This is a genomic window from Sinorhizobium sp. 8-89 (assembly GCF_030124325.1).
In the GTDB taxonomy this organism is placed as follows: Bacteria; Pseudomonadota; Alphaproteobacteria; order Rhizobiales; family Rhizobiaceae; genus Sinorhizobium.
The window spans coordinates 252,649-271,184 of the sequence record NZ_JASKLR010000001.1 but is presented as its reverse complement, the minus strand read 5'-3'; the positions used below and the strand labels follow the sequence as shown (position 1 = coordinate 271,184).

The window sequence follows — 18,536 nt, the reverse complement described above, 5'->3', positions numbered from 1 at the left end:
CCCTGAAGCCGTCACAACGAGAACATCGAGCATGCAAACGACATCGTTTCTCTATACCCAAGCACTAATGCTGCTCGGCGGTGCCGTGCTTGCGGCACCGATCTTCAAGCGCCTGGGGCTCGGCACGATTCTCGGCTATCTCGCAGCCGGCATCCTGATCGGCCCGGTCGCGCAAACAATTACCGAGGGAGAGGAGATTCTGCACGTTTCGGAACTCGGAGTCGTGTTCCTACTCTTCGTCATCGGTCTTGAATTGAAGCCATCGCGCCTGTGGCAAATGCGGCGCGATATCTTCGGGCTGGGTGCAGCACAGGTTGTCGTGACCGGCCTCGCTTTGTCCCTCCTGATCGCGTTCGCCGGTCTTCTCGAATGGAGGGGAAGCATCATTGCCGGTTTCGGGCTTGCCCTGTCGTCGACGGCCTTTGCAATGCAGATCCTCGACGAGAGCAACGATACCAATACGCGCTACGGCCAGCGCGCCTTTTCCATCCTGCTGCTGCAGGATCTGGCGATCGTTCCGCTGCTCGCCCTGATCCCCTTGATGGCAGCGCAGGCACCGGAAGACGCGACGACGCCTTTTCAGGACTTCGCGATCGCGGTCAGCGCCGTCGCAGTCCTCTTCTTCGCGGGTCGTTATCTGCTCAATCCGCTCTTCCAGGTGATCGCCCGCACCGGAGCGCGCGACGTCATGATCGCGGCAGCCCTTCTCGTCGTCATGGGTGCGGCAACATTGATGCAACTCGCCGGTCTTTCCATGGCTATGGGCGCCTTTCTTGCCGGCGTGCTTTTGGCGGAGTCGTCCTATCGCCATGAACTCGAGGCCGACATCGAACCCTTTCGCGGCATCCTTCAGGCCTTGTTCTTCATGGCCGTCGGCCTCTCGCTGCAACTCAACGTCATCGTCGAGAACTATCTCCTGATCATAGTGGCAGTGCCGTTGCTGATGCTGGTGAAGAGCGCCGTGCTCTACTGGCTTTGCCGCATCACCGGCTCGCGCCACAATGACGCGCTCCGCATCGGCCTTCTTCTGCCACAAGGCGGCGAATTCGGCTTCGTGCTCTTCACCGCGGCGGCTGCGGCAGGGGTGTTTTCGCAAGGAACCTCGTCCCTGCTCGTCGCCATCGTAACGCTTTCGATGGCGCTGACACCTGTCGCGGCAACGCTCTCGAAGCGGCTGATGCACGAACAGGACGAAATGGCCGACGAGATGGATGAGGATTTCGAGGGCGCCGGCGCCGACGTGCTGATGATCGGCTTCTCGCGTTTCGCCCAGATCGCGGCGCAGATCCTGCTCGCCGGAGGGCGCGACGTGACGATCATCGACCACTCCGCCGCGCGCGTGCGCCAGGCGGCAACCTTCGGCTTTCGCATCTATTTCGGCGACGGCACGCGGTTGGATGTGCTGCGGGCCGCCGGTATCGAGCGTGCGAAGCTCGTCGCGGTCTGCACGCAAAAGAAGGAAACGACGGACAGGATCATCGGCCTCGTCCAAGCGGAATACCCGAACGCGCGCATCTTCGCCCGCTCCTACGACCGGCTGCACACGCTTGAACTGCGCGCCAGGGGTGTCGACTATGAGTTGCGCGAGACCTTCGAATCCGGCCTGCTCTTCGGTCGCAAGACGCTGGAAGCGCTGGGTGTGGGCAACGAAGAAGCAATCTCCATTATGGACGATATCCGCCGCCGCGACGAAGCGCGGCTCGTTCTGCAGGAGGCCGAGGGCATTACCGCGGGCCGCGACATGCTGCACTCGCGACCGGTCCGACCGGAGCCGCTGGTCAAGCCGAAGCGTGAAGTGAACCACTCGGCCGACACCGAGGAGCGGATCCTGCCGACCCTTCCCGCGGAGGATCGGCAACGGCGGGACGAGACGCTGGCGGGGACGGACTGAGAAGCCTCAGCCGATATTCCTCCAGCTCTCGATCCGTTCGGAGAGTGCACGCTTGACCTGTTCCCTCGTGCCGGTGGTGGCCGCCAGTATCTCATGAGCACGGAAGAAATCGAGGACGCGGAACCGACCAACATCGGGGCGCAGCAGAATGTCGGGTGCGCCCGCCTTCATTTTCATCGCGATGATGGATTGCATCATGAGCTGGCTCGCTCCGAACAGACTGTCGATGCGGCTCGGGATCGTCCTGCCGTCACCATCAGGTCCGCCGACGACATCGATGGCGAGTACGATGTCGGCCAAGCCACGCAGATGATCGAAAGGGATGGGATTGTAGATGCCGCCGTCGATCATGACGCGGCCATCGATCTTCACCGGCATGAAAACGGCCGGCAGGGCGCAGGAAGCCGCAAGTGCCTGGTGCAGATCGCCGTTTTCACAGACGTGTTCCGTCTGGCCGTAATAGTCCGTCGCCATGATTTTCAGCGGGATGAGCAGATCGGAAAAACGGTTGGGGACCGCTTCGGGCAGGAAGGCCTTCAAGACTCGTTCGATGTTGAACTGGCCGAAGCGGAAACCAGTCGACATCGCCTCGGACAGGCTGGCCGGCCTCAAGCGCCAGAGGCGGTTGAGCACTTCACCGCGGTGACCGACGGTCGAGAGGACGTGCTGCCGGATTTCCTCGCCGCTCATGCCGGCCGCCATTCCCGCGCCCATGAGCGCGCCGATCGACGAACCGGCGATCGCCACGGGCCGGATACCCATCTCGTCGAGGGCCTCGATGATGTGAATGTGCGCCAGGCCGCGTGCACCGCCGCCGCCCAGAGCCAGTGCGATCGTCGGTCGACGCCCGGTCGCGGCTGGCATCGTGTCAGACAGGGCTTCCTGTTTCATCAACCTGGTCTCCGTTCATCCGCCGACCGCTCGACCCGCCACCCATAGGCAAGCGAGTCAATCGCCGCGGAGGCGGTAGAAGTGCATCCGCGTATCGCCAAAGGCGCGCACATCAAGCGGTTCGAATTGCGCGGGCGGCTGAGGCTGCACGTCAGCGCGTTCCTCCAGAATAGCCAAGGCCCCTGGGACGAGCCACCTGCCCGCCGCGGCCGCCGCAAGCGCGCGCTCACCGAGTCCCTTGGCATAGGGCGGATCTGCGAAAACCAGATGAAACGGCTCCATCGTCCCGACCGGCCCGAGGTCGGTCGCATCGCGACGAAAAATCTTTGCGCGTCCCTGAAGGCCGAGCGTCTCGATATTGACCCGTAGCAGGCCCCTGCCCTCGACGCCCTGCTCGACGAAGAGCGCCTGCCGGCAGCCACGCGACAGGGCCTCGAGCCCGACAGCGCCGGTACCGGCAAAAAGATCGAGCATCCGGGTGCCGTCGAGCGCCTCCGGATAGGCGTGGCTCAGAATATTGAACAGGCTTTCGCGCGTCCGGTCAGTTGTCGGACGAATATCGTTGGACTTGGGCGCGGCCAGTGTGCGGCCACGAAACTCTCCGCCGACGATGCGCACGCTCGGTCACTTTCCCTTGCCGCGGGGCTTGCCGCCGCCAGGGCGGCCGCCTGGTTTTCCGCCACCCGGCTTACCGCCACCGGGCTTGCCGCCGCGGGGACCACTGGAGCGCTGACCGAAGGGCTTTCCGCCGGCCGGCTTCCCACGAGGCCGATCGCCAAAGGAGCGGTCTCCACCTTCACGGCCTTGGGGCCGATCTCCCTCGCTGCGCTTTGTCCGTGGCTTTCCGGAAACTGCACGACTGTCGCCTTCGGCGCGCGCCGGACGCTCGCTGCTTTCCCGACGGGGCGGGCGATCGCCGTGGTCCCGTGATTTCCGTTCCGCAGCATCGAAGGGTCGGCGCCGCTCGAAGCCGCCTTCGCGCGCGTCGTCCTTGCGGCCGACCGGTTCGCTGGCGCTGATCCAGTCCCCATCTTCACCCCCGCGCCTGACGGACGGCCGCGGACCGCGCTCCGGGCGGGCAGCTCCCTTCGCTGCGCCGCCTTTGCGGTCGGGGTCGAACTTTCCCGATGTCTTCGTCGCCAAGCCGTCCTTGGAGCGGCCATAGCGTTTTGTCTTCGGCGCGCCTTCCGGACGCTCGCGACGAGCCGGCTTCGCGGAAGCTTCTTCTTCCGCCGATTTCGGCTTCTTTTCGGCTATCGGTCGCGCGCCCGGCGCCATCCAGACATTGGCGGTGCGGCTGCGTTTCGCCGGGGCCCGGGCGGGACGGTCTGCGGACCTGCCGGCGGAACGCTCGCCTCGATCGCGGGAGCGGCCTTCATCGCGCCGCGTATCAAGGCGGGCAAGCGCACGCTCGCGCTTGTCCTCCGGCTTTTCTCGCCGTCCGGCGCGTTCCGTCTTATCGGCATCCCCGGCGACCTCATCGTGATGATCCTTCTCGGCCGCGGGCTGGTCATTGTAGAGAGGCGCGTCGAAATTCGCTTTCGCGTCCTCAATGAGGCGCGGACCGAGCTGATCCCTAAGCGTGCGGCCGCGAATTTCCTGAACATGGCCTTCCGGCAGGTCGCCCAACTGGAAGGGGCCATAGGAAATGCGGATCAGTCGATTCACATCAAGGCCAAGCGCGCCGAGCACGTTCTTGATCTCTCGGTTCTTGCCTTCGCGCAGGCCCATGGTGATCCAGACATTCGATCCCTGGACCCTGTCGAGCGTAGCCTCGATCGCCCCATAGAGGACGCCATCGACGGCGATGCCCTCCTTCAACCGGTCGAGCGCTTCCTGGTCGATCTCGCCATGGGCGCGGACGCGGTATCGACGCAGCCAGCCGGTCGAGGGCAGTTCGAGCACGCGAGCCAGACCACCGTCGTTCGTCAGCAGCAGCAGGCCCTCGGTATTGATATCGAGGCGGCCGATCGAGAGCACGCGCGGCAATCCTTCCGGCAGTCTCTCGAAAACCGTCGGCCGGCCTTCCGGATCGGCATTGGTCGTCACCAGTCCGGCCGGCTTATGATAAAGCCAGAGCCTCGTGCGTTCGATGCCGCGGATCGGATGACCGTCTACCTCTATGCTGTCGGCAAGCGTGGCGTTTACGACAGGCGTGTCGAGCACGACGCCGTTGAGCTTGACGCGTCCTTCCATGATCATCCGCTCGACGTCGCGGCGGGAGGCAACGCCGGCGCGCGAGAGGATTTTCGAGATGCGCTGCGGCTCATCCGCACCGGGCGGCGCGCTTGCAGCCGGCCGAGCCTTGGCGGCCCCGCTGGCGCCAGCCTTCTTGTCACCGGAACGAGGTTTCTTTTCCCGGCCGTTGGTCTTGCCGCCGGGCCGCGTGAACTTGTCTTTGGATGTCATTTGTGTTGCCTGCCTTTTGCGGCTGTCCTATCAGGTCAAGCGCCGTGGGTTAAGAGAAATTATTGATCGAGCGATGACGGATACGACGCGCTTCATGGATTCGGCCCTCGAAGAGGCCAGGAAAGCGGCGGCACGCGGAGAAGTGCCGATCGGCGCCGTCGTCGTGCTCGACGGCCGGATCGTCGCCGCTGCCGGAAACCGAACCCGCGAACTCAACGACATCACCGCTCATGCCGAGATCGAAGCGATCCGTCAGGCTGCCGCCAGCGTCGGCACCGAACGGCTGACGGGAGCAGATCTCTACGTCACGCTGGAACCCTGCACCATGTGCGCGGCGGCGATCTCCTTCGCCCGAATACGCCGCCTTTACTACGGTGCGGAGGACCCGAAGGGTGGCGGGGTCGACAGCGGCGTGAGATTCTATGCGTCGCCCACCTGCCATCATGTCCCGGATGTCTATTCCGGCCTCGCCGAGCGGGAAGCCGCCGATATCCTTCGCGATTTCTTTGCTGGCAAGCGTTAGATCATTTCATTGTTCCGTGAAGCAATGCAATGAACTAACCCTTTGAAACTACACAATTCCGGACGGAAAACCATTAGACACTTTCCTGGAACTGCTTTAATCGCCGCAGCGATCAATTCTCGGCAAATGCCTTCAGCGCCGCCCCCGCAAGCCGGTAACGCTTCCATTCCGACATGGGCTCCGCGCCGATCGCCTCATAGACCCGGATAGCCGGCTCGTTCCAATCGAGAACGCTCCATTCGAAGCGACCGCAGCCTTCGGCGATGGCGGTACGCGCCAGATGCTTCAGAAGCAGCTTTCCAGCACCAGACCCGCGGTATTCAGGCGTGACATAGAGGTCTTCGAGATAGAGACCCTTGCGCGCCTGCCATGTGGAGTAGTTGTAGAACCAAATGGCGAAACCGGCAGGTATTCCGTCGACTTCGCAGATGACCGCACGGGTAATGGCGTCCGGACCGAAAAGCGAAGCTTGCAAGCGTTCGACGGTCGCCTCGACCTCATGCTCCGCCTTTTCATAGATCGCGAGTTCCGTGATGAAGCGCAGAATCGTTTCCGCATCTTCCGGGACCGCGTTGCGAATGCTCGTTGCCATGGCTTAGAACGGCCACCACCATTTGCTGCCGCTGTTGGCGATCTGCGCCTCCTTCTTGCGGCGGCGCTCCTTCACTTTTTCCGGCTCGCCGAGATCCGCTTCGGCGCCTTCCGGAAGACGGCGATATTCGATCGGTGGATCGCTCAAGAAACGGCGCTTGTCCGAATACGCCCCCATCTCAAGCTTGCGGGCCTCCCGATAGGCCTCCTGCTGCTCCTTTGCCGAAAGACGCCGGCCATTGGCGCTCGCCTTTGCCAGCGGCGAGACATAGTTGGGATCGTTCTTGTTGGCCTCAGCCTCGTCACGCAGGCGCTGGCGGACCTCCTCTGGCGACTCGACCCACTCCGGATTGGTTTCGCGGCTTGCCAGCGACTTCTGCGGCTCGATCAAAGCAGTCTGCTGTCCTTGCGGCGGCAGCACGAGAGCCGGGCGGGGTTGATATTTGACCGGATCGCGCTTCGGCGGGGCGAGGCTCACGGCGCTGCCGAGATCGTCGAGCAGATGTTCGCCGGCGGTCTTGTCCGTACCGTAGGTTGGACCGCCGATGCAGCCCGACAGCACCAGGCCGCCCGCCACGATGGCGGCAATGCTGGCAACAACTCGCAACTCTCGCGTCATTTCCATGAATTTCCTTCCAGCCAGCCGCACATCACATGCCACGGCCACTCAGCGCCCCCTTGGCCGAAAAATCCGCCAAATTTCGGGCAGGGTTGTACCGGATGAACGCGGCAAGCGCAATTCATCCGGTAGAACGATACGTTAAGGCTTGAAACCGAGTTCCCTCAGGGCAGCTGCATCGCGGGCGGAAACGTCCGGATAGAGCGGGTCGGACCCGACATCCCTAGTGATTCGCCAGGAGCGGGCGCATTTCTGGCCCTCGGCCAGTCTCGGCACAACACAGACCCTGGCAACCTCGGGCAAGGCGAAGGCATCGGTCGGCCCTTCGGAGCCGACGATCTCGATCGCCGACGTGATGCAGATCTCGGCAAAGTCCTGACCCTCGAGCGCCTGGCGCAAATTGGCGTCCGCCACATGGACGACAGGCGCCGCCTCCAGCGACGAGCCGATGCGCTTGTCCTTGCGTTCGATTTCCAGTGCACCGGTCACGACCTTGCGGACCTCGCGGATCTTGCGCCACTTCTCGGCGAGCGCATCGTTGCGCCACTCCGCCGGCACGGCCGGGAACTGCTCGAGATGCACCGACACGGCTTCCGGATTGCGCGAAAGCCAAGCTTCCTCGGCGGTGAAGGGCAGCATCGGCGCAAGCCAGGTCACCAGGCAATCGAAGAGCGTGCGGATGACATGCAGCGCGGCGCGACGACGGATGGAGGACGGTGCGTCGCAGTAGAGCGCGTCCTTGCGGATATCGAAATAGAAAGCCGACAGCTCGACATTCGAGAAATCGATGAGCGCACGGGCGATCCGCTTGAAGTCGAAGGTGTCGTAGCCTTCGCGCACCAACCGGTCGAGTTCGGCCAAGCGGTGCAGCATCAACTGTTCGAGTTCCGGCATGTCAGACAGCGCGACCACCTCGCCCTTATCATGCGCGAGCGTGCCGAGCATCCAGCGGATAGTGTTCCTGAGCTTGCGGTAGGCGTCGATGTTGGTCTGGATGATGGTCTTGCCGAGACGCTGGTCTTCCCAGTAGTCCGTCGTCATCACCCAGAGGCGCAGGATGTCGGCACCGGCATCCTTCATCACCTCCTGCGGCGTGACGGTGTTGCCCTTCGACTTTGACATCTTCTCGCCCTTCTCATCCATGGTGAAGCCATGGGTGACGACGGCGTTGTAGGGCGCGCGGCCCCGCGTCGCGCAGCTTTCGAGCAACGACGAGTGGAACCAGCCGCGGTGCTGGTCGGAACCCTCGAGGTAGACGTCGGCCGGCCATTTCAGGTCGGGCCGATCCTCCAGCGTGAAGGTGTGGGTCGAACCGGAATCGAACCAGACGTCGAGAATGTCCATAACCTGATGCCACTTGGCATGGTCATGATCGTTGCCCAGGAACCGCTCCTTGGCACCTTCGGCAAACCAGGCGTCGGCGCCCTCCTTTTCGAAGGCTTCGAGGATGCGCGCGTTGACCGCGTCATCAATGAGGATTTCGCCCTGTTCGTCGGCAAAGATCGCGATCGGCACGCCCCAGGCGCGCTGGCGCGAAAGCACCCAGTCGGGCCGCTGCTCGATCATCGCACGCAAGCGGTTCTGGCCGGCACCGGGCACGAAACGGGTGCCGTCGATCGCCTTCAAGGCGCGCGAGCGCAAGGTCGTGCCATCACCGAAGTCCTCGTCCATGTAGACAAACCACTGCGGCGTGTTGCGGAAGATGACCGGCTTCTTCGAGCGCCAGGAATGCGGATAGGAGTGCTTCAAGCGACCACGAGCAAAGAGCGCGTGGCGGGCAATCAGCGCCTTGATCACGCGATCATTGGCGTCGCCCTTCTTGCCCTTGTCGTCGATAACGCGACCTGCGCCGCCTTCCGCGTCCGGCCCGAAGCCCGGTGCATCGGCGGTGAAATAGCCGGCATCGTCGACCGTGAACGGGATCGCAGAGGAGATGCCGCGCGCCTCGAGGGCCCGGGCGCTGTCCATCCAGGCATCAAAGTCTTCGCGGCCGTGGCCGGGCGCTGTATGAACGAAGCCGGTGCCGGCATCGTCGGTCACGTGATCGCCATCGAGCAGCGGCACATGGAAGGCATAGCCGCCGCCGAGACCGTGCAGCGGGTGGGCGCAAGTGACTGCCCCGAGCTCGTCCGCCTCGATATCGCGGACGAAATTAAACGTCACCTTCGCCTTGGCGGCCGATTCGTCAGCAAGACGCTTGGCGAAGATCAGCCTTTCGCCCGGCTGCGGGCCGTAGTCGTTTTCGGCCGTCGCGACTTCATAGAGACCATAGGAATAACGGGACGAATAGGCGATCGCCCGGTTGCCGGGGATCGTCCAGGGCGTGGTGGTCCAGATGACGACGAAGGCGCCGGCGAGCGCATCCGGACCTTCGATGACGGGAAACTTCACCCAGATCATGTCGCTTTCGACATCGGCATATTCGACCTCGGCCTCGGCAAGCGCCGTGCGCTCGACGACCGACCACATGACCGGCTTCGAACCGCGATAGAGCTGGCCGGCCTTGGCCATTTTCATCAATTCGCCGGCGATGCGGGCTTCCGCATGGAAGTTCATCGTCGTGTAGGGGCGCTCGAAATCACCTTCGATGCCGAGACGCTTGAACTCCTCGGTCTGAACCTCGATCCAGCCACCGGCGAAGTCGCGGCACTCCTTGCGGAACTCGTTGACCGGCACCTCGTCCTTGTTCTTGCCCTTCTCGCGGTACTTTTCCTCGATCTTCCATTCGATCGGAAGGCCGTGGCAATCCCAACCGGGGACGTAATTGGCGTCGAAACCACGCATCTGGAACGAGCGGTTGATCACGTCCTTGAGGATCTTGTTCAACGCGTGGCCGATATGGATGTTGCCGTTGGCGTAGGGCGGGCCGTCGTGCAGCACGAACTTCTCGCGCCCGGCAGCCGATGCCCGGAGTTTCTTGTAGAGGCCCATCTTCTGCCAACGGGCAACCGTTTCCGGCTCCTTCTGCGGCAGACCGGCGCGCATCGGAAACTCCGTCTGCGGCAGATAGAGAGTGGAAGAATAGTCGATCTTTTCAGCGGTCTCGGTCATGGTTTTCGCAATCGTCTTTTCCGCGCGGATCCGTCACGCATGCGGAAGGGTTCGGTCTTTCGAAGATGATGGGGGCGTTGAAAACGCCGAAATCCCGGACCTTCCGGCGCTGCCTAGTGCGCGCGGAAAGCCGGGCCAATAATTCGCAGATCGATGATCGCTCGATGGTGCCGGATCATAGTGGCGGGTTCTTTAAGGCGTTTTCGGCCTTTTGAAAAGGTCCGCCAACGTCGCGCGACCGAATTCTTTGACAGCGGAAAGGCAGCTCTCCCGGGGCACTCAGGAGAAATTGAGTCTTTGGTCGATCTCGCTTAGGGGCGAAACGCCGGCAAGAAGGCCTCGCGCTTCCTCCGCATCGCGCCTGATCTGTTCCATCAGCGGCTCCAGTCCATCGAACTTGAGTTCGTCGCGGAGATAACCGAAGAAGGAAACGCTGCAGACTTCGCCATAGATGTCATCGGAGAAATCGAAAACGAAGGTCTCCAGCAGAGGTTCCCCGTCGCTGTCGACGGTCGGGCGGCGGCCGAAGCTTGCGACGCCGTCATAGGGAGAGCTGTCCGCCCGGCGGAATCGCACGGCGTAGATTCCATTCTTAAGCTCCGCTTCCGGCTGCAGTCTCATATTGGCGGTCGGATAGCCGAGCGTGCGCCCGAGCCGCTTGCCGCCGATCACTTCCGCTTCGACGAGATAACGGTAACCGAGGAGCCCCGCCGCATGCGAGACCTCCCCTTCCGCGAGCAAGGAACGAATGAAGCTCGACGAGATGACGGAAGCGTTTTCGTCACGGAAGGCATCGACGAGCGTGACCCCAAAACCCTCCCGTTCGCCGGCGGCCATCAGGAAGGCCGGGCCGCCTTCGCGCCCCTTGCCGAAATGGAAGTCAAAGCCGGTGACGACATGGGACGCATGCAGCCATTCCCGCAGGATCCGATGGATGAAATCGGACGCAGAAAGCTCGGAAAACGTCCGGTCGAAAGGATATTCGATGACGGCGCCAAAGCCCATGCCTTCGAGGATGCGGGCCTTGAGCGGCGCCGGCGTCAGGCGGAAGACCGGCGTGTCCGGCCTGAAGACCGTGCGTGGATGCGGCTCGAAAGTCAGGACGAGCGCGGGAACGCCGCGTTTCGCCGCCTCATTCAGCGCCCGGTTCAACACCGACTGATGGCCGCGATGAACGCCATCGAAATTGCCGATCGCGATGACGCCGCCGCGCAGGCGCTCCGGAAGCGGATCACGGGTTTCGTTGCGATGAAAAACCGTCATGTCCGTCTTCCCGTCAGCCGAGCCGCGGCATCCACCACTTCGGCGCAGCCCCTTCCCTTTTCAGGAAGGCGGCGAGTTTCGCCTCGTCGGTGCGGCTCTCATGCATGTATTCCTGCGCATGAATGCCTGCGCTGATGTAAAGCAGGTCGAAACCCGCATCCTGCGCGCCCTTCACGTCGGTCGGCATTCCATCGCCGATCGCGATGACGCGGGACAGGTCGAATGCGCCGCGCGCGGCCTTAGCTTCCGCCAAGGCGGCGCGGTAGATCGCGATATAGGGCTTGCCGGCAATGCGGGCCTCGCCACCGAGCTCCTCGTAGAGCTTGGCAATGGCACCGGCGCAGGGGATCAGCCGATGCCCGCGCTCGACGACGAGGTCGGGATTCGCGCAGATGAACGGGACCTTCCGTGTGGCGAGCCCCGTCAATGTGGCACGATAATGTTCCGGCGTTTCGGTTTCATCGTCATAAAAGCCGGCGCAGACGATTGTCTCGGCATCCTCCGCCGCAACGATCTCTGTGCCGAGACCTTCGAGTAGCGGAAGATCGCGATCGGCTCCGATGAAGAAGATCCGTTTCGCCGCGGCCGAGATTAACGCGCGGGTGACGTCGCCGGAGGTAACGATACGGTCATAGGCCTCGTCGGGAACCCCAAGGCCACGAATCTGCACCTTGACGCCCGGATGCGGCCGTGGCGAATTGGTAATCAGGACGACGGTCAGGCCTCGTGCCCGCGCCTCTGCAAGTGCTTCGCAAGCCGAGGCGAAGGCCTGGACGCCATTGTGAAGAACGCCCCAGACATCGCAGAGCACCACATCGTATCGGCTGGTGATTTCCCGAAAACTGTTGATCCTTACGGCCATATCGGCTTCCCGCAAACTCGGCTTCTCGGCTCACATCGCAAGGAAGGGCAAAGAATACAAGTCTCGCATTCAGAAAAACGCGGCGCTTCCCAAGAATTCAGCTGCACAATGTTGCCGGCAACTCAGAAAGACCTTCGCCGCCTCGGCAAAGAAAGGGCGGGCATGGGGCCCGCCGGTATTTTCTCTTTCACGTCCGCTTCGCCTTGTTCACGTCCGCTTCGCCTTGCCACCGTGCGAGACCCAATCATGCTTTTCCTGGGTGGCATCACGTGCCCAACGGTAAAGCGCATCATAAAGCGTCATTCCCGCTTCAAGCTGCTCCAGGTCGTCGGAGTAGATCCGGGAAAGCCCCAGCGAGACGGCCAGAAGGCCGGCCGCTTCCGGTTCGAGATCGTGCCTGTCGGTGTCCGCTCCACGCACGATCCGCGCGACATGTTCAAGGGCTGGGAAGGAAAGACCGAATTCCTTGACCATCGTATCGAATGTGCAGTCCTCGCCGCGATGGCTCCAGAAGACGCCTTCTATATCGAAAGGTGTCGCGCCAAAACGCTCGCCGACGGCCGAGACCTCCGACGCCGTGACGTAGAGGAAGGTCGCACGCGGATCGACGAAACGGCGAATTAGCCATGGGCAGGCAATGCGATCGATCTTCGGCCGGGACCGGGTGACCCACACGGAGCCACCCGACGGATCGGCGTTCGGCAGGCTCGCGACCGGCACGAGCGGCAGCCCTGCCTCGCGCCATGCCTCGATACCGCCTTCCAAAATCTCCGCGGTTGCGCCCGCGTGCCGGAGCCAGGCTGCGACACCCTCGCTGAGCTTGCCACCGTGCCGACAGAGCGCGACGACGTTTTGCCCACGGTAGCGCTCCGTCCATTGCTGGGCACCCGCATGAGCGCGATGGAAGGAGCCGGGTACGAGATAGGGATCGGCGGCGAAGTCGTCGTCATCGCGCACGTCGATGAGGACCGGTGCTTTCGCGGTCCCGAGAAGCCTGACCAATTTGTCGGAAGAAATGGAGCTGAACGATGCCATCGTTTACGTCCTTTAGATGGTTGCTATTGGACGCGAAATTCCGGCATGGCGCCTCGTGGGGCATTCGCTTACCCCATGTGATGGTTAAACCAAAAAACCCCGCGGCGTGTCAACGATCATGGGCAGCAAAAAATCTCACGTTCGATCCTTGACTCATTTGGCGCACGGTCCTATCTCGGCGACGCTAGCACTCGTGAGATATGAGTGCTAACACCCATCCACCGGGTCGATGAACGATCCGCAATGTCATTTGATCGAGGGATTAGACAATGGCAAGCACCAACTTCCGTCCGCTGCACGACCGCGTCGTCGTCCGCCGCGTCGAGTCTGAGGAAAAGACCAAGGGCGGCATCATCATTCCGGACACCGCAAAGGAAAAGCCGCAAGAAGGCGAAATCGTGGCTGTCGGTTCGGGCGCCCGTGACGAAAGCGGCAAGGTTGTTCCGCTCGATGTCAAGGCTGGCGACCGCGTCCTGTTCGGCAAGTGGTCCGGCACCGAAGTCAAGATCAACGGCGAAGACCTTCTGATCATGAAGGAAGCCGACATCATGGGCATCATCGGCTGACCGGCCGACCCACTTCCCACATTCATGACAACCAATGGGCAATGAGCCCGGGAGTTTTCTCACATGGCTGCTAAAGAGATCAAATTTGGCCGTACTGCGCGCGAAAAGATGCTTCGCGGCGTCGACATCCTCGCTGATGCCGTCAAGGTAACGCTCGGCCCGAAGGGCCGCAATGTCATCATCGACAAGTCCTTCGGCGCGCCGCGCATCACCAAGGATGGCGTTTCGGTCGCCAAGGAAATCGAACTCGAAGACAAGTTCGAGAACATGGGCGCCCAGATGGTCCGCGAAGTTGCTTCGAAGACCAACGACATCGCCGGCGACGGCACCACGACCGCAACGGTTCTCGCCCAGGCGATCGTTCGCGAAGGCGCCAAGGCCGTTGCTGCCGGCATGAACCCGATGGACCTGAAGCGCGGCATCGATCTCGCCGTCACGGAAGTCGTCAAGGATCTCCAGGCCAAGGCCAAGAAGATCAACACCTCGGAAGAAGTTGCCCAGGTCGGCACGATTTCGGCCAACGGTGAAAAGCAGATCGGCCTTGACATCGCAGAAGCGATGCAAAAGGTCGGCAACGAAGGTGTCATCACGGTTGAAGAAGCCAAGACCGCCGAGACCGAACTCGAAGTCGTCGAAGGCATGCAGTTCGACCGCGGCTACCTGTCGCCCTACTTCGTCACCAACCCGGAAAAGATGATCGCCGACCTCGACGATGTCTTCGTTCTCCTGCACGAGAAGAAGCTCTCGAACCTCCAGGCCATGCTCCCGGTTCTCGAAGCCGTCGTCCAGAACGGCAAGCCGCTCCTCATCATCGCTGAAGACGTCGAAGGCGAAGCGCTCGCAACGCTCGTCGTCAACAAGCTGCGTGGCGGCCTGAAGATCGCCGCTGTCAAGGCTCCGGGCTTCGGCGACCGCCGCAAGGCCATGCTCGAAGACATCGCCATCCTCACGGGCGGCACGGTGATCTCCGAAGACCTCGGCATCAAGCTCGAAAACGTCACGCTCGACATGCTCGGCCGTGCGAAGAAGGTCTCGATCTCCAAGGAAAACACGACGATCGTCGACGGTGCCGGCCAGAAGTCGGACATCGAAGGCCGCGTTGCCCAGATCAAGGCCCAGATCGAAGAAACCACCTCCGACTATGATCGCGAGAAGCTGCAGGAACGCCTTGCAAAGCTCGCCGGTGGTGTTGCCGTCATCCGCGTCGGCGGTTCGACGGAAGTCGAAGTGAAGGAAAAGAAGGACCGCATCGACGACGCTCTCAACGCGACGCGCGCTGCCGTTCAGGAAGGTATCGTACCGGGCGGCGGCGTTGCCCTGCTGCGCTCTTCCGTCAAGATCACCGTCAAGGGTGAAAACGACGACCAGGAAGCCGGCATCAACATCGTTCGCCGCGCTCTGCAGGCTCCGGCCCGCCAGATCGCTGAAAATGCTGGTGATGAAGCCTCCATCGTTGTCGGCAAGATCCTCGAGAAGAACACCGACGACTTCGGCTACAACGCACAGACCGGTGAATATGGCGACATGATCGCCATGGGCATCATCGACCCGGTCAAGGTCGTTCGCACCGCCCTGCAGGACGCAGCCTCGGTTGCTGGCCTCCTCGTCACCACCGAAGCCATGATCGCCGAGCTGCCGAAGAAGGACGCTCCGGCAATGCCTGGCGGCATGGGCGGCATGGGCGGCATGGACATGATGTGATAAGGGCGCGAGCCTTAGCACAGCAGGTCCACAAGCTTCGCCCACGCAGTTAAAAGCGGTTCAGCGCGTCAAGCGCGCTAAAAGGGGCGGCATCGACATGATGTGATAAGGGCGCGAGCCTTGTCACGGTGATGTTTCAAAGAGCATCGCGTGATCCATTCCGGTACCGGAACTGAGAGGGCGGCTTTCGAGCCGCCCTTTTGTCTTTTGTCAGACCACGCCGCTGATCTCGAACAGGGCGCGCAGTAAAAAGACCCCGCCCGAACCAGAGCAAACCGTTGAAACAGGCAAAAAACGAACTATTAAGAGCGCCCAAGTGAACGCCAGATTCACGCGAGACCGGAGGGCTGACACAACTGAGCGCGCATGTGCGCGTTTTTTTGATGCCGGCTTTTGTGCACCCGTTTCTCGCAGAAAACACCATCACCAAGCCTATTGGATATTTGATCGCAACATAGCCGACCTTCTTGCGAAATGACTTCGCTTGGCGGGCTGTCAGTTCTGCGCCGAAACTATCGACGAAGGAATCAGCATGGCCAGGAGCGCGTTCGCCCCCGGGGGCAGGCATGGCGGTCTTTCGGGATGCGTCTGTCCGGGCTTGGACACGGATGGTTCGCTGAGACACATTCTGGGGCAAGCCGTGTTTAAAATCGCAAGAACAAATTCCCTCTCCTCAGGCGTTCACGGGCTCCCGCACCAGGAAATGCTTGCGCAATTCTGCGTTTCCGAAGGCTGGTCGGGCGATCTCACCACGGGTCTCTTCATCCTCGGGGACAAGGCTGCGGCCATTCACGGTCTGCGCGACAACGAATGCGGATTGCGCAACTTCGTCCGCTGTTACGATCCGCCCGATCGTAATCACGTGCTCGAACTTTTCGAGCAGGCGGCAACGTCCTGCTCGACCTTCTGCTTTTCCACGACGGTCGTCCTAGAAACAGGGCAAAAGCAGCCGCTCTTCTGCATCGGTGAGTCGTCCGGTCTCGAAGAGCGCTATTCAGGCTCGATGGCAGGGGTCTTCTTCTTCCCGCGTTTTGTGGTGGAAGGCGCGCAGGTCGTGCTGAGGCAATAGATCATCTCCTTGTTTCATCGAAACAGTGAAATGACCTGGTCGCATCAAGCGACAGCGGCTTGCACCCGAGTACCTACGACGGCGCTGATTGGCGCGGGTCGCCCGAGCAGATAGCCCTGCGCCTCGTCGCAACCCTCCGCTTGAAGGATCTCTAGCTGGCTCTGCGTTTCGACGCCCTCGGCGAGGACCGGAACGGAGAGACTTTGTCCAAGGGCGAGAATGGCGCGGACAATCGCTTTCGCCTGAGGACTGCCCTCGACCTCCCACATGAAACTCTTGTCGAGCTTGATCTTGTCGAAGGGGAACGACCGCAACGTCTCGAGCGACGAATAGCCGGTGCCAAAGTCATCGATGGCGATGGTGACCCCAAGCTCCTTGATCTGGCGCAGCGTCAGCAGCGCGCGTTCCTTGTCGTCGATGATGTGGACTCTGTGATCTCCAGTTCGAGCCGCTTCGGGCTGAGCCCGGTTTCCGCGAGCACCTGCTGGACGAGGCTGACGATGTCGCCATTGGCCAGCTGCACCGGCGAAAGATTGACGGCAATCTTGTGTTGGCTGTCCCAGCCGACGGCCTCGCGGCAGGCCTCGCGCAGGACCCATTCGCCGATCGGCAGGATCGCGCCGCACTCCTCGGCCAACGGGATGAATTCGTTCGGCGGCACCATGCCGCGCTCGGGATGGTGCCAGCGCAACAGCACCTCATAGCCGGTGACATCTCCCGTCATCACCGATTTCTGCACCTGATAGTGAAGCGCCAGTTGCTTCTTTTCGACGGCGTCCCAGAGGTCGTTGGCGAGCGCCCGGCGCTTGCGGGCCGCCTCGTCCATCGAAACCTCGTAGAAGCAGACAGCCTGGTTCAACGCCGCCTTGGCGCGATACATGGCGAGATCGGCATTGTTGATCAATGTGTCGGCGGTTTCCGCGTCCTGCGGATAGATCGCGACGCCCATGCTGCCGCCGGATTTCAGCTCGAAATCGCCGAAGCGCATTTCCTCATGCAGGCAGTTTTCGATACGCCGCAGGAAATCATTGAGCTCGGCAAGCTCCTCGAAACGCTTTACCGCCGCGAATTCGTCGCCCCCGAAACGCGCAACGAACTCGCCATCCTGAAGCAGCGCCTTCATCCGTTGCGCGAGCGTGACCAGCACGAAGTCGCCCGCCGCGTGGCCATGCAGATCGTTGACCTCCTTGAACTTGTTCAGGTCAATGCCGATGACGGCCACCCTGCGCGAGAACCAGGCAGCGGCGTCGAGTTCCTCCTCGAGGTAGCTGTTGAACTGCAACCGGTTGGGTAGCCCCGTCAGGCTGTCGTGTCGGGCGAGGAACGAAATCTGTTCCTCAGAGTCCAGTCGCTCAGTGATGTCTTCGTAGGTGGAGACCCACCCGCCATCCGGCAGCATGCGGTGCTTCGTCAGGATCGAACGCCCGTTCGGCAGTTTCTCGACAAGATCGGCTCCGCCCTTGCCGACGATGTCGACGCGATGTTTCTGATAGGCTTCCTCCGCCTTGGCCTTTGCCACCGCAGGATCGGGATAGGCCCGGGCAAATGCCCGATCGAGAATTTCCCGGAATGTCAGCCCCCTTCCGGCGAGCGATTCGGGGAGGCTGAAGATTTCGAGGCAACGCCCGTTCGAAACCAGCAGGCGGTCGGCACTGTCGAACAGGCATATGCCCTGCGTCATGTTCTCCAGCGCAATGTCGAGATTCTTGCTGACCTCGGCGATGCGGTCGGCGTTCGCCTTTTCCTTGGTGATGTCCTTGGCGATCTTGATGAAGCCGGCGTGCCGTCCGCCTTCATCGATGATCGGTTCGATAACCACATGCGCCCAGAAGCGCGTGCCATCCTTGCGGAAGCGCCAGCCTTCCGCCTCATATTTCCCGTTGAAAAGGGCGAGGTGCAGTGCCTGTTGCGGCAGCTTCGCCTCTCTTTCTTCGGGTGCGTAGAAGCAGGCGAAGTTCCTGCCGATGATCTCCTCGGCAGTGTAACCCTTGTTCGCCTCGGCGCCCGCATTCCAGCTGGCCACATGGCCCTCGGCGTCGAGCATGCAGATCGCATAGTCCTTGAC

General features: G+C 62.0%; 14 protein-coding genes and 1 pseudogene. 5 read left to right on the top strand and 10 right to left on the bottom strand.

From position 1 onward, the window contains the following. Positions 1-31: 31 nt before the first annotated feature. Positions 32-1,891, top strand: coding sequence for a monovalent cation:proton antiporter-2 (CPA2) family protein (locus QN219_RS01310; RefSeq protein ID WP_283997375.1), 1,860 nt, complete (start codon positions 32-34; stop codon positions 1,889-1,891). 6 nt (positions 1,892-1,897) lie between these two features. On the opposite strand, the gene QN219_RS01305 is transcribed toward QN219_RS01310, so the two are convergent. From QN219_RS01305 to QN219_RS01295, 3 genes are read right to left on the bottom strand one after another with little or no spacing between them, the layout of a single operon-like run. Next, positions 1,898-2,782, bottom strand: coding sequence for a patatin-like phospholipase family protein (locus QN219_RS01305; RefSeq protein ID WP_283997373.1), 885 nt, complete (start codon positions 2,780-2,782; stop codon positions 1,898-1,900). Positions 2,783-2,839: 57 nt separating this feature from the next. After that, complete coding sequence (rsmD, locus tag QN219_RS01300; RefSeq protein ID WP_283997371.1) at positions 2,840-3,400, bottom strand: 16S rRNA (guanine(966)-N(2))-methyltransferase RsmD; 561 nt, start codon at positions 3,398-3,400, stop codon at positions 2,840-2,842. Between the two features lie 6 nt (positions 3,401-3,406). Beyond that, positions 3,407-5,191: a pseudouridine synthase gene (locus QN219_RS01295; RefSeq protein ID WP_283997369.1), complete on the bottom strand. Its 1,785-nt coding sequence runs from the start codon at positions 5,189-5,191 to the stop codon at positions 3,407-3,409. A gap of 73 nt (positions 5,192-5,264) precedes the next feature. Between QN219_RS01295 and QN219_RS01290 the strand changes: the two genes are divergently transcribed. Then, positions 5,265-5,714 carry a nucleoside deaminase gene (locus QN219_RS01290; RefSeq protein ID WP_283997368.1) on the top strand — a complete coding sequence of 150 codons (450 nt, stop codon included), beginning with the start codon at positions 5,265-5,267 and terminating at the stop codon, positions 5,712-5,714. Positions 5,715-5,826: 112 nt separating this feature from the next. On the opposite strand, the gene QN219_RS01285 is transcribed toward QN219_RS01290, so the two are convergent. From QN219_RS01285 to QN219_RS01260, 6 genes are all read right to left on the bottom strand, one after another. Further along, complete coding sequence (locus tag QN219_RS01285; protein ID WP_283997366.1) at positions 5,827-6,306, bottom strand: GNAT family N-acetyltransferase; 480 nt, start codon at positions 6,304-6,306, stop codon at positions 5,827-5,829. 3 nt (positions 6,307-6,309) lie between these two features. Then, on the bottom strand, positions 6,310-6,930 hold the full coding sequence (locus QN219_RS01280) for a hypothetical protein (RefSeq protein ID WP_283997364.1): 621 nt from the start codon (positions 6,928-6,930) through the stop codon (positions 6,310-6,312). Positions 6,931-7,065: 135 nt separating this feature from the next. Further along, positions 7,066-9,975 carry an isoleucine--tRNA ligase gene (gene ileS, locus QN219_RS01275; RefSeq protein WP_283997362.1) on the bottom strand — a complete coding sequence of 970 codons (2,910 nt, stop codon included), beginning with the start codon at positions 9,973-9,975 and terminating at the stop codon, positions 7,066-7,068. A gap of 279 nt (positions 9,976-10,254) precedes the next feature. Beyond that, complete coding sequence (locus QN219_RS01270; protein WP_283997360.1) at positions 10,255-11,238, bottom strand: bifunctional riboflavin kinase/FAD synthetase; 984 nt, start codon at positions 11,236-11,238, stop codon at positions 10,255-10,257. Positions 11,239-11,251: 13 nt separating this feature from the next. Then, positions 11,252-12,100: a TIGR01459 family HAD-type hydrolase gene (locus QN219_RS01265; protein WP_269277673.1), complete on the bottom strand. Its 849-nt coding sequence runs from the start codon at positions 12,098-12,100 to the stop codon at positions 11,252-11,254. A gap of 207 nt (positions 12,101-12,307) precedes the next feature. Beyond that, positions 12,308-13,135: a sulfurtransferase/chromate resistance protein gene (locus QN219_RS01260; RefSeq protein WP_283997358.1), complete on the bottom strand. Its 828-nt coding sequence runs from the start codon at positions 13,133-13,135 to the stop codon at positions 12,308-12,310. 269 nt (positions 13,136-13,404) lie between these two features. On the opposite strand from QN219_RS01260, the gene groES reads away from it, so the two are divergent. From groES to QN219_RS01245, 3 genes are all read left to right on the top strand, one after another. Continuing rightward, on the top strand, positions 13,405-13,701 hold the full coding sequence (groES, locus tag QN219_RS01255) for a co-chaperone GroES (protein ID WP_012706990.1): 297 nt from the start codon (positions 13,405-13,407) through the stop codon (positions 13,699-13,701). Positions 13,702-13,764: 63 nt separating this feature from the next. Then, complete coding sequence (gene groL, locus QN219_RS01250) at positions 13,765-15,402, top strand: chaperonin GroEL (RefSeq protein ID WP_283997357.1); 1,638 nt, start codon at positions 13,765-13,767, stop codon at positions 15,400-15,402. Positions 15,403-16,042: 640 nt separating this feature from the next. After that, the gene (locus QN219_RS01245) at positions 16,043-16,471 is read left to right on the top strand and encodes a hypothetical protein (protein ID WP_283997355.1); all 429 of its coding nucleotides are present in this window, start codon (positions 16,043-16,045) and stop codon (positions 16,469-16,471) included. A gap of 44 nt (positions 16,472-16,515) precedes the next feature. Here the strand turns inward: QN219_RS01245 and QN219_RS01240 are convergent. Beyond that, positions 16,516-18,536 (bottom strand): annotated as a pseudogene (locus QN219_RS01240) (EAL domain-containing protein); the annotation flags it as partial.